Consider the following 12,906-nt stretch of genomic DNA (forward strand, 5'->3'; position numbering starts at 1 on the left):
AGAGATTATAGGTTTATCGGTTCAAAACGGTTCACCATGCGTCAGTCCTCCACCAGCCACTCCTCGATGGTGCCCGTTTGCGACGAAAAGCTTGCTCCCACCTTGTGCAGGTGGCGCTTGTCGGCAGCATAGGGGCGGTTGTAGCCACAGGCCTCAATTTGTGCCAGGGCCTCGGCAGCTGTGCCGTCCAGTTTGAACTCAAATATGTACACGTGTTTGGGTGTTTCGATAATGCAGTCGGCGCGTCCCTCACTCTGCTGTTTTTCAGTCAGCACAAGGTAGGTGCTCATCAGTCTGAACATCAGGTAGAAAGTGTAGTGAAAGTAGCGCTCCCTTTCACGCTCGTTCTCCTTGCGACGCATCGAGTAGGGAATGCTCGCAAAGAATGCCGTGAGCTGCTTGTGCAGCAAGTTGAGGTCGCCCTTGGCCAACGAGTGAATCATGCCCGTCAGTTCGGTCGTGACGGGAGTGGGCGTATTAAGGTAATTGTTGGCCAGTGCGGTGATAAAGCCGCGTTTCACCTCGTTGTTTGGCAGGTCGAGCAGGAACGTCTCCGTCAGTTCGTCATAGCCCTTTACAGTGAGGTAGCCACTCTGATAAATCATGGGCAGCGGGCGCTCCACATCGGCCTTGTAGTCCACAAAGTCGGCCGCGGCATAGTATCGTCCCGTCAGGTCGTTAAGGTTCTCGTGGTTGTGTGCCAGCAGGCGTATGAGGTAAGTGGGCGTGCCCGTGCGGAACCAGTAATCCTTCAGTTCCCTGTTTTTCAATGCAGAGAGCAGGCTGAAGGGGTTGTAAATGTCGAGCATCTTGCTGTTAAAGTGGTAGCCGTCGTAGCGGTCCTTCAGTTTGAGCGCCATCTCCTCAGCCGACACGTTATATTCTTTCGCCATCTCGGCCACCTCGCCGCCCAGGCAGTTGTCCAATTCGTGCTGCGTAATGCCGCACAAGGCCTGGAAAGCGGCACTCATGCTGATGTCGTCGGGCTGGTTAAAGCCGCTGAACACGCTCACCTGCGAGAACTTGGTCACGCCCGTGAGCAGCACAAACTGCAGATGCGCGTCGGCCGCCTTGAAGGTGGAGTAGAAGCCTTTGAGAATGCTGCGATTGTAGTCCTCGATGAGGCGCTCCTCGCCGTTCACCTTCACTTTAAGCCCCGTGTCCATCACGTCGAGCAGCGGCTTGTCATACTCGTCAATCAGCACCACGCAGCGTTTGCCCGTGGTATTGTGCACATGCGCCAGCAGCTGCGCAAAGCGGTCGCCTGCGCCCAACTGCTTGTTGGCGGCAAAGTTATATTGCGCTTCCCACTCGGTCACATAATCCTCCACCTTGTTGGCCAGTGTCATGCCGTCCTCAAAGTTCGTGCCGTTAAAGTCCACGTGAAACACCGGGTAGCTTTCCCAATCCTTCTCCAGCGCATCAATGGCCAGCCCCTTGAACAGTTCGCGCTCCCCCTTAAAGTAGTATTCGAGCGTGGATACAAGCAGGCTCTTGCCAAATCGCCTCGGGCGACTCAGAAAGTAGGTCTTTCCGCCTTTCACGAGCTGGTAAACCAAGTCGGTCTTGTCTATGTAGAGATATCCATCTTTGATGATGCTCTTAAAGTCTTGTATGCCAATGGGAAATTTCATAATTTCAGAGTATAAAGCGGTTGTGTTTGCGAAGATACGAATAAAAGGCGGTTGCGCCAAGTCCGCACATTTTCAATAAAAGCCCCCAAGGGCGCACAAATCGTACAAAAAGAAGAGGCCCTTGCAATAAATCATTGCAAGGGCCCGAAAGAGATTGAAAGATGCGCTTCAGGATGGGCTTGAACCAACGACCCCCTGATTAACAGTCAGGTGCTCTAACCAACTGAGCTACTGAAGCCTAACAATACGGCTGTGATAAATTCTACTAAGTGCGCTTCAGGATGGGCTTGAACCAACGACCCCCTGATTAACAGTCAGGTGCTCTAACCAACTGAGCTACTGAAGCAGTGTGTAATAAAAACTTACCACTTTTTGCCGAATTGCGGTGCAAAGGTAAGGTATAATTTTGAAATAAGCTATATCTTTGCACAGAAATTTTCAAAAAAAATTACGATGAAGCGAATACGGGGTGTTGGAAATGCCTATGCAGATGTTCATGTATGAGTAGGAAACGCTCTGAAAATCAGCGAAATCTATTTACGAAAAGCTTCAATCAGCCCATTAATGCGGCGCACTACATACAAGAGGCGGCAAGGCGCTAATGTCATGTTGCTTGTCGGCGACGACCAGTCCGCTGGCGTGGCCTCCGCCTTTATCACCCCCTCCCGGCGCCACATGGCGCAAAATAAAACGGCACCCTGCCCGCACGGTGCCACACACTACCCACAGAAACACCAACCATTACGCAATGAACAAGATACGTTGCATCATCACCATTTGCCTTGCTGCCATGACCATGGCTGCCAGCGCACAGACCGCCACCTCGAACCACAACTTTGAGGTGGCCAAGAACCTCGACATATTCAATGCCCTGTACCGCGACCTCGACCTTTACTATGTCGACACCCTCGATGCGGCCAAGAACATTGACAATGCCGCCAACTACATGCTCGAAATGCTCGACCCCTACACCGAGTATTATGCCGAGGACAATTCCGCCGACCTGCGCCAGCTCACCACAGGCAAGTATGTGGGCATAGGCGCCCTCACCACCTTCCGTCCCGACCTCAAGCGCTGCATCGTGGCCCAACCCTTTGCCGGCATGCCGGCCGACCAGGTGGGCATATTGCCAGGCGACATAATAATGGCCATTGACGGCAAGCAGCTTGACCCCTGCACCTCGGCCGACAAAAAAGCACAGACCGACTACGCTAACAGTGTGACCAACCAGCTGCGCGGCGAGCCGGGCACCACCTTCGAACTCAAGGTGCGCCGCCCCACCACCGGCCGTACGTACACTTACAAAATTACGCGGCGCAACATCACGCGCCCCAGTGTGACACTTGCCGCCATGGTGGCCGACAGTGTGGGCTACATACGCCTGTCGCAGTTTATTGACGGCACGTCAAACGAAATACGCCGTGCCCTGGTCGACCTCAAGCAGCGGGGTGCCCGTCGTCTTGTGCTCGACCTGCGCAACAACCCCGGCGGGGTGCTCGAGGAGGCTGTCAAGACCGTCAACCTGTTCATACCCCGAGGCCGCGAGGTGGTGACCACACGCAGCAAGGTGAAGGAGCTCAACCACACCTACAAGACCACCCTCGACGCACAAGATACCGACCTGCCCATCATAGTGCTCACCAACGAGGGTTCGGCCTCGGCAGCCGAAATTACGAGCGGCGCCTTGCAGGACTACGACCGCGCCCTCATCATGGGCCGCCGCACCTATGGCAAGGGCCTTGTGCAGCAAAGCCGCGAACTGCCCTACAAGGGCATACTCAAGCTCACCACGGGCAAGTACTACATACCCTCGGGCCGCTGTGTGCAGGCTTACAAGTTTGAGGACGGGTTGCCCGTGCACCTGCCCGACTCGCTGGCGCACGAGTTCCGCACTGCTGCCGGACGCATTGTGCGCGACGGTGGCGGCATCACGCCCGACGTGATAACCCCGGCCGACAGTGTGCCCAACCTGCTCATCTACCTGCAGGAGAGCACCCAACTCTTCGACTACTGTGTGCAGTACCGCGCCGCCCATGCCAACATAGCCGGTCCCACAAAGTTCAAGCTCACCGACGAGGAGTATGCCGACTTTTGTGCCTACATGAAAAAGCACAACTTCAGCTACGACCGCCAGAGCCTCAAACTGCTGTCGACCCTGCGCAAGATGGCACGCTTCGAGGGCTACGAAACCGAGGCCAAGGCTGAACTTGATGCGCTCGAGAGCAAGCTCACGCACAACGAGGATTACGACTTTAAGCGTTGGGAGCGCGAGATACGTGGCATAGTGGAGGGGGCCATTATCGAACACTTCTACTATGAGGCCGGACGCGAGGAGCACGACCTCAAGAATGACAAAGATGTGCAACAGGCTGTCAAGATGTTTGGCACCCCACATCAGATGCACAAAATATTGAGCGGCGAGCCTGATGCGTGACACTCGCTGATTATTGGTTGACGGGGTGACGAGTTAACGAGTTAACAAGTAAGTATGCCCTGCACATTATGATGTTAAAGTAAGAATGACAAGAAACTTGGCAAACTTACCCGTTACCCCGTCAACCAATATCCCCCCCGTATCCCATACTAAAACAAAATCCCTGTGAAATACTTTATCAAGCCCATAGCCTACCTGTTGGGCATTCACCTTGCGGCCCTTGTGCTGCTCACGCTCATGCGCGTGTGTTTTTATTTGTCGGTCAGCCACATGCTCACCCCCGACGTAGCCGGTCAGCCCGCCCTTGTGGCCACCGCCTTTGTGCGCGGTCTGTGGTTTGACAATGTGATAGCCTGCTACATCATGGCCCTGCCCCTTGTGGTGGGGTGTGTGGCCGGTGCCTTTGGCCTTGTGCGCAAATGGATGCTGCGTGCCGCGGGCGTGTGGTTTGGTGTGTGGTACACGCTGGTGTTCATGGCCACAGCCGGCAACATACCCTACTTTGTTTACTTCTCAAAGGTGCTCAACGCCTCAATATGGAACTGGGCCGGCTATGGCGGCACCACCCTTGGCATGATATTTGGCGAGCCTTCATACTATCTGTACATAGTTCTGTTTGTGGTGGCCACCGCCCTGTTTTCGGTCTTTTTGTGGTATATGCGACGCCGTGCGCTCAAGCATTGGCCCGAGGTCGTGCCCCCCGCCGCGTATGACTTGAAAAGTGTGCGGTGGTGGCTTTCCGCCGGTGGCAAACTGCTGGTGGCCCTGGCCCTGTGCGGCGCCTGCTTCCTGGGCATTCGCGGCCGTTTGGGTTACAATCCCATCAAGGTGAGCGCCGCCTACTTCTGCAGCAGTCCGGTGCTCAACAATGTGGGCGTCAACCCCATGTTCTGCCTGCTCAACAGCACGCTCGACGACCTGCGTCCTGAAAATCGCACCTTGCACCTCATGCCCGATGCTGAGGCCATACGCCTGGTGCAGCAGTACTATGGACGCACAGGCATCAAGGGCATATCGCCCATAGCGCGGCGGGTGGAGCCCGACAGCCAGCCCGTGCGCCGCAATGTGGTGGTGGTGCTCATGGAGTCGATGTCGGCCAAACTGATGGGCCGCTTTGGCTGCAAGGCCGGCCTCACCCCCTGTCTTGACTCGCTGTACAGCCACTCGCTGAGTTTTGCCAACTGCTATTCGGCCGGCAACCACACCAACCACGGCCTTTATGCCACGCTCTACTCCTTTCCGTCCATCATGTTCCGCAATGCCATGAAGGGCTCGAGCATACCTTGTTACACGGGGTTGCCCAACACCTTGAAGCAGGCTGGCTACAGCACCATGTTCTTTATGACACACGAGAGCCAGTACGACAACATGAACGCCTTTTTCCGCACCAACGGCTATGACGAGATATATGCTCAAGAGAACTATCCCAAAAACCGTGTGGTGAACCACTTTGGTGTGCCCGACGACTATTTGTTCAGCTATGCCCTGCCAGTGTTGCGCCGTCATGCGGCCAGTGGCAAGCCATTCTTTGCCACGCTGCTCACCATCAGCAACCACCCGCCCTTTGTGGTGCCTGCCGAGTTTCAGACACCAGGACTTGCTCCCGAGCAGCAGATAGTGCGTTATGCCGACCACTGCATAGGGCAGTTTATGCAGGCTGTGAGCAAGGAGCCTTGGGCGCGCAACACGCTGTTTGTGTTCCTTGGCGACCATGGCAAGTTGCTGGGTCAGACCGATGCCGAACTGCCGGAGTCGTTTAACCACATTCCGCTCATATTCCATGCCTCGTGGCTCAAGCCCGCCGAGCGCACACAGTTTGCGGGCCAGGTAGATGTGGCACCCACCATATTAGGCCTGTTGCGTTTGCCTTATGTGCAGAACAACTTTGGCCTCGACTTGTTGCACGACGCGCCGCGTCCGGCAGCCTTTTACACGGCCGACAAGATGATAGCCGCGCGCAACGCCCGCCAGCTCTTCCTTTACAATGCTGAGCTGAAACAGACCTATTGCTATAACATAGCGCCCGACGGGCGGCCTGTGCCCACCAGTTTCTCGCCAGCTTTTGCGCCATTGCGGCAGTATGTGTTTGCCTTGCTGCAAACCACAGAGTATATGGTGCAGCATGGCATGACGCGCACGCACTGATGCAGTGCGTCGGCTAATGTGCAGATGATTGTGTTATAACAAAATGCTAAAGTAACCCGTTGACGAAGAGATCCGCCAACGGGTTACTTTATGACTCTAAAAACGGGTGAACAGAAGCCCCCTATAACAGAAGTGGCGAAAATCCATCCGCCCTATTTCCGCCTCGCTCTTAATTTAATCTCCGCACATTTTGCGGAGATTAAGGCGTCTATTCTCCGCAAAAGTGCGTGCTTTTCCGCTTTATGCACTATATTTGCATGTAATTGTAAGCAATACTCATTAAAAGGACAGGCATGACAAGAGCAAACATATATATATGGCAGCAGCCCGATTGGCCTCATTTTACATGGGATAGCACGTCCTTTAGCCAGTCGTTGGCTATGGTGAATATGCTCCGTGGCAAACTCTTGGGCAGAATTTCGATGTTCGGACTTGAAGCACAAAGCGAGTCGGTGCTCAACTCTGTGTCCGAAGAGATTATTCACTCTGCCCAAATAGAGGGCGAAATCCTTAATTGTGATAGCGTCCGTTCATCTGTGGCCAAGCAGTTAGGATTGAAGTACGAAGGATTACCCACTGCCGATCACTACGTGGAGGGCGTTGTGCAAGTGATGGTAGATGCTATTACCCAATATGCTGCGCCTCTCAGCGATCAGCGTTTGTTTGCTTGGCACGCGGCCTTGTTCCCCATGGGCCGAAGTGGACTTTATAAGATAGATGTAGGGCAATGGCGAAGAGGCGAGGAACCCATGCAAGTGGTATCGGGCGTAATGGGGCATGAAACGGTACACTATGAAGCTCCACCAAGCGACGATGTACCCTATATGATGCAGGAATTCCTAACTTGGGTGAATACCTCGCAGCCCATCGACCCTGTTGTCAAAGCCGCCATTGCTCATCTATGGTTTGTTAGCATACACCCTTTCGACGATGGTAACGGACGCATCTGTCGCACCATCACCGAACTTCTGCTCTCGCAGGCCGATCAAACCTCGCAGCGTTATTATAGTCTGTCTACCGAGATTTTGACGCATCGTAAGGACTATTACGTGCAATTAGAGCGTGCGCAACATGGTGGAGCCGATGTAACGCAATGGATATCATGGTTTCTGCACACTTTGCAGCAAGCTCTTCAAACTGCTCTGCTCAAGACAGAGAATGTGGTGCGTAAAGTGAAGTTTTGGCAGGAACATCGCTTAACTCCTATCAACAATCGGCAGCGCAAAGTTGTAAATATGCTTTTTGATGGCTTCGAGGGCAAGCTCACATCTTCAAAATGGTATAAGATTAACCATTGCTCGCAAGATACTGCCACACGCGACATCAATGATTTGATAAAGAAAGGCATATTGCAACCAGCTGCCGAGGGTGGACGTAGCACAAGTTATACGTTGGTGGAATGATTATGTGATTTTCGTGCGTTAGGACACCCTCATAACACACGTATTATTTCACAAATGCGAGGTGTCTTACAATCAAGAGGGTGTGTCAAAACTCGATTTGTGCGGGCTGAATCATCGGCTGCGGCTCAGCAATTCAAGCAAGCTTGATTGCATTCGCCTTGCACGATGATTCAGCCCGCACAAATTGAGTTTTGACACACCCTCTCAACAGCAAAGGCGGCCTTTTATATCAAACCAGCCTCCACCATGCGCACCACGCGCTCCGTGTACCGGTCGTCGCCGTCGGGGTCATACTTCTTGTTGAGGCTGTTGCCAAACAGCACGGCAATGCCCTGGTACAGGTTGGCCTTGAACGGGCCGATAAAAGCCTTGGCTATGGCGTAGCCCGTCTGGTTGCACTCGCGGTTGACCAGCTTGATGAGCAGGCGCCCCTGCGAGCGCGTCAGCTTTTTAAGCGCCGGGCCATATTGCGCCTTCAGTCCGCGCTCCACCTCCTTGATGTGGGCATCGCGCGAGCGCTTGTCGGGCAGCTGGTCGAGCACCTCCACCGTTTCGATAATGGTAAGTTTGGCCAGTTTGGCCCATGGCAGCACCTTCTTTACGTTGTACACCAGGCGGTTGTACTCCGCCCGCTCGCGGTCGTTCTTAAACGTGAGCGGTGCATACTTTGGCAGCGCCGGCATGATAATGTGCGGAATGGTCTTGCCCTTGTACTGCACGGTGCCCATCTGCGTCATAATGGGCACCTCCACCTCCTCCACCTCCGTATTCTGCTTTGCAGCATCGTCGGTGGGCTGCTGCGCCAGCATGGGGGCGCAGGGGGCAAGCAGCATGAATAGCATGACTATTATTTTGTATAACATCTGATAGTATACTGTTATTGGCTTATTTGGCAACAAAAGTACGAAGTTTGTATCTCTTACAGCGTTATTATATATTAAAGACTTTGCACTTTCCCGAAAAATATCGTTACTTTGTAAGTATTAAGCCCGCTCTTGGGAGCAGCTGTAAAACAAAACCATGAAATTATGGCAAAGAAAGATAAAAAGGGAGGCTCTGGCTCGCGCCTTAAGAAAAAGGCCGTGGCACAGCAACTCGTCGACCTGTTCAACGAGTTCCCTGAGAAAGAATATGACGTGAAGGACCTGTTTGCCCACTTCAAGGCAAGCAACCACCCGGCCAAAATGATAGTGATGGACGCACTCAACGATTTGGTGCTCGACGATTATGTAACCTCCGACGGACAGGGGCACTACCGCAATGCTGTGCGCTCTAACGTGATGGAGGGCACATTTGTGCGCAAGCGCAACGGGCGCAACTCGTTTGTGCCCGACGATGGCGGCAAGAGCATACTGGTGTGTGAGCGCAACTCGCTGCACGCGCTCGACGGCGACCGCGTGAGAGTGACCATGCTGGCACGCCGCGCCGGACACACACGCGAGGCTGAGGTGACCGAAATACTTGAACGCGCCAACGACACCTTTGTAGGACAACTGCAGGTGGAGCGTGGCTACGGCTTTCTTGTGACAGAGAGCCGCTCGCTGGCCAACGACATCTTCATACCCAAAGACAAGCTCAACGGCGGACAGAACGGCGACAAGGCCGTGGTAAAGATTATTGAGTGGCCCAGCGACTCGAAAAGCCCCATTGGCAAGGTGGTGGACATACTTGGCAAGCAGGGCGAGAACAATGCCGAGATGCATGCCATACTGGCGCAGTACGGACTGCCGTACACCTACCCCGAAAAGGTGGAGAAGGCGGCCGAGAAACTCTCGCCCGACATCACGCCCGAGGAGATAGCACGCCGCGAGGACTTTAGAGAGGTGACAACCTTTACCATCGACCCGCACGACGCCAAGGACTTTGACGATGCGCTGTCAATACGCCAGCTGCAAAAGGGCCTGTGGGAGGTGGGTGTGCATATTGCTGATGTGTCGCACTATGTGAAGGAGGGCGACATCATTGACAAGGAGGCCGTGAAGCGTGCCACCAGTGTGTACCTCGTTGACCGCACCATACCCATGCTGCCCGAGCGCTTGTGCAACTTTATATGCTCGCTGCGACCCGATGAGGAGAAACTGGCTTACTCTACCATATTCCACATCAACGACAAGGGTGAGATAAAGGACTGGCACCTGGCACACACGGTGATCAAGAGCAACCGCCGCTTTACCTACGAGGAGGTGCAAACCATACTCGAGCGCAACGGCGTGGCCTCAGAGGCCGACCTCAACCTGCCGGGCGAACACCCCGAACCACTACCCGCTGGCGCTGAGCCCGAGGGCGAATATGCGGCCGAACTCATACAACTTGACAAATTTGCCAAGATACTGCGCGCCAAACGCTTCAAAAACGGCTCAATAGGCTTTGACCGCTCAGAGGTGCGCTTTGAGGTGGACGAAAAGGGGCACCCCATCAGCACTTATGTCAAGGTGGCCAAGGACGCCAACAAGCTGGTTGAGGAGTTTATGTTGCTGGCCAACCGCAGTGTGGCACAGATGATAGCCGTAGTGCCGCGCGGCCGGAAGCCAAAGGTGTTTGTCTACCGTATTCACGATGTGCCCGACCCCGAAAAGATGGAGAAACTCAGCGGCTTTGTGGCACGCTTTGGCTATAAAATACGCACCGAGGGCACCAAAACCGAGGTGAGCAAGAGCCTTAACCGCCTGCTCTCAGACATTAAGGGCAAAAAGGAGGAAGAGGTGGTTGAAATGGTGGCGCTGCGTGCCATGATGAAGGCGCGCTACAGCACACACAACATTGGCCACTACGGCTTGATGTTTGACTATTACACCCACTTTACATCGCCCATACGACGCTATCCCGACACCATGGTGCACCGCTTGCTCACACGCTATGCTGAGGGCGGACGCTCGGTGAGCCAGACAAAATATGAGGACTTGTGCGAGCACGCCTCGAACATGGAGCAGCTGGCTGCCACGGCTGAGCGCGCCTCTATCAAGTATAAGCAGGTTGAGTTCATGGCCGACCGCATTGGCCAGGAGTTCGACGGCACAGTGAGCGGTGTGACAGAGTTTGGCTTGTATGTGGAGATTACCGAGAACTCGTGCGAGGGCATGGTTCCGCTGCGCTTGTTGCTCGACGACTACTATGAGTTCGACGAGCGCAACTTCTGCCTGGTGGGCCGCCGCTACCGCAAGCGTTACAGCCTGGGCGACAAGGTGCGCATACGCGTGGAGCGCGCTAACCTTGAGCGTCGCCAGCTCGACTTTGCCCTGGTGGGCGACGAGGGGGGTGACATAAAGCCCGAAAAGGCTGCCAAGGGTGGGGGCGCACCCGTGCCGCCACCTGAAGCCAAAAAGGCTAAGGGCGGCAAAAAGAACTATGCCAAGAAGAATAAGCGTCCGCGCGCTGGCCGTGCCAAACGCGCGGCAAAATAAAGACACGTGAGGGCCAGGGGCTGCCGGGTATGACGGTGTATGCGCCTGGCTCTCAATCTCCTTTCCTTGACCTTATATTCTAACCTTTTATGCAGAATACTTTAACCAGCGAAATAGAGCGGCACGTGCAGCGTGCCATGAACACGCACTCCGACTTTGTGTGGCTCAGCCAGTTGCTGCACAATGCAACTGGCGAATATATCAGTCCTACTACGCTCAAGCGGTTGTGGGGCCACCAAACGGACTATTGCCACCCGAGCCCTTATACGCTCAATCTGCTCTCGCGCTATTTGGGCTATGCCGACTACGAGGCCTTTAAGCGGGGGCTGCATGCCGACTATGCGTCGAGCGCCATACAAACACGCTGCTACATGTCGGCAAACTTGAGCGAGGGCGATGTGCTCACGCTCACGTGGCGCCCCGACCGCCGTATGCTGGTGCGCTATGTGGGCAACGACAGTTTTGAGGTGGTGGAGGTTGAGAACTCTAAGTTATATGTGGGCGACACCTTTACTTGCCAGTCGTTTGTTGAGGGCGAAATGGCTGTGCTCAGCAATTTGCGACATCAGGGCAAAGGTCCCTTTGTTTACCTCATAGGCAAGCAGGGCGGCGTGGGCATCACGCCCGATTTTACCCCCCCCATCAGCAAGTGACAGATGTGCTTTTTGACTGACGGACAGCCTAACTTGGGTATGCCGCTAACGCGGGAGACATAAGAACATAAGGACAAAAGAACATAAGATATAACGTTTGTGTTAACCGCTTACCGCGGAGACATAAGAACATAAGCTACATAAGAAACATATAAGGCCGCTACGCGGCTGACGGCCACGGACTATCGTCCGGGTGGCCTCAAGAAACATAAGGGCTGACGCCGTAGTATTACATATAGTAACGCTACGGCGTCAGCCCTTATGTTCTTATGTTCTTATGTTCTTCTGTTTGCCGCGTTAGCGGCTGCCAAGGCACGCTACGGCGTCAGCCCTTATGTTTCTTGAGGCCACCCGGACGTAGTCCGTGGCCGTCAGCCGCGCAGCGGCCTTATATGTTTCTTATGTAGCTTATGTTCTTATGTTCCCGCGGTAAGCGGCAAACACGAACGTTATCTTATGTTCTTTTGTCCTTATGTTCTTCTGTTTACCGCGTTAGCGGCTAACACTTGCGCTTAACAACAAACAAGAAACACAAAAGTGCCTGCACCCTGCACTTTTTGCTTTTAACAAGCTGAATATCAGAGCATTACGCAGTGTATGCACGCTTGCACTATGCCTACACAGTGCATGCACTTACCTACACTTTACTTGCACTTACCTACACAACACTTGCACTATACTTGCACTTACATCACTGCTACATATCACAACATAGGGAGGTGGAAAGAGCTTTCGGAGCAACCGAATATTCTACCTCCCCATACACAAACACCGCCATGTCACAACCATAAATACGCCAGGGCGTGCAAGCATCTTGTGCAGGCAGGCGTGTACACAAAAACGGCTACTACCTACACACACGAAAGCGATGATTACCAACGCGTTACGACAAAAAGTGCAAGGTGCAGGCAAAATCACCAAACAAATATTTCAGGGCTGTGCACCTGCACTTTGTGCACCAATAACTCACTAACTGCACAAGCACCAAGCGCTACCTCACAACGCTACCTCACAACGCAAGCACTAATGGGGGCGACGCGTCTCGCGTCGGGTAAGGCAAAGGCTCACAGACAAGCGTGTAATTACTGCTGTCTGCGAGCCTTTATTCTGTGTATGAACATAGCATTTTTCCGACGCGGGACGCGTCGCCCCCATTAGTGCTTGCGTTTTGTGCTTGCGTCTTGAAGTAGCGTTTGGTGCTTGAACCCCTTCGCCTAATAATGTGTGTGCTATTGC

General features: G+C 53.9%; 7 protein-coding genes and 2 tRNA genes. 5 read left to right on the forward strand and 4 right to left on the reverse strand.

Translation table 11 applies throughout. The features are described from left to right. Nucleotides 1-41: 41 nt before the first annotated feature. From BQ5453_RS00900 to BQ5453_RS00910, 3 genes are all read right to left on the reverse strand, one after another. A complete protein-coding gene (locus BQ5453_RS00900; RefSeq protein WP_071121756.1) occupies nt 42-1,634 on the reverse strand; it encodes an ATP-binding protein in 1,593 nt (530 codons plus the stop codon). 164 nt (nt 1,635-1,798) lie between these two features. Continuing rightward, nucleotides 1,799-1,872, reverse strand: a tRNA-Asn gene (locus BQ5453_RS00905). A gap of 34 nt (nt 1,873-1,906) precedes the next feature. Beyond that, nucleotides 1,907-1,980: transfer RNA gene (locus tag BQ5453_RS00910), tRNA-Asn, on the reverse strand. A gap of 402 nt (nt 1,981-2,382) precedes the next feature. Between BQ5453_RS00910 and BQ5453_RS00915 the strand changes: the two genes are divergently transcribed. The 3 genes from BQ5453_RS00915 (at nt 2,383) to BQ5453_RS00925 (ending at nt 7,616) form a co-directional block, all read left to right on the forward strand. Further along, a complete protein-coding gene (locus BQ5453_RS00915; protein WP_235860002.1) occupies nt 2,383-4,068 on the forward strand; it encodes a S41 family peptidase in 1,686 nt (561 codons plus the stop codon). 165 nt (nt 4,069-4,233) lie between these two features. After that, a complete protein-coding gene (locus BQ5453_RS00920) occupies nt 4,234-6,213 on the forward strand; it encodes an LTA synthase family protein (protein WP_071121757.1) in 1,980 nt (659 codons plus the stop codon). A 293-nt stretch (nt 6,214-6,506) separates the two neighbouring features. Further along, nucleotides 6,507-7,616 (forward strand): Fic family protein, encoded by a 1,110-nt coding sequence (locus tag BQ5453_RS00925; protein ID WP_071121758.1) that lies wholly within the window; start codon nt 6,507-6,509, stop codon nt 7,614-7,616. Between the two features lie 224 nt (nt 7,617-7,840). Here the strand turns inward: BQ5453_RS00925 and BQ5453_RS00930 are convergent, their stop codons facing one another. Continuing rightward, the gene (locus BQ5453_RS00930) at nt 7,841-8,479 is read right to left on the reverse strand and encodes a DUF4294 domain-containing protein (protein ID WP_083361074.1); all 639 of its coding nucleotides are present in this window, start codon (nt 8,477-8,479) and stop codon (nt 7,841-7,843) included. 165 nt (nt 8,480-8,644) lie between these two features. On the opposite strand from BQ5453_RS00930, the gene rnr reads away from it, so the two are divergent. Beyond that, entirely contained in the window at nt 8,645-11,017 is a 2,373-nt protein-coding gene (gene rnr, locus BQ5453_RS00935; protein WP_074027631.1) for a ribonuclease R, read from the forward strand. Nucleotides 11,018-11,106: 89 nt separating this feature from the next. Next, nucleotides 11,107-11,670: a hypothetical protein gene (locus tag BQ5453_RS00940; RefSeq protein WP_071121759.1), complete on the forward strand. Its 564-nt coding sequence runs from the start codon at nt 11,107-11,109 to the stop codon at nt 11,668-11,670. Nucleotides 11,671-12,906 lie beyond the last annotated feature (1,236 nt).

Origin of the sequence: Prevotellamassilia timonensis (assembly GCF_900106785.1) — a bacterium.
Lineage (GTDB): Bacteria > Bacteroidota > Bacteroidia > Bacteroidales > Bacteroidaceae > Alloprevotella > Alloprevotella timonensis.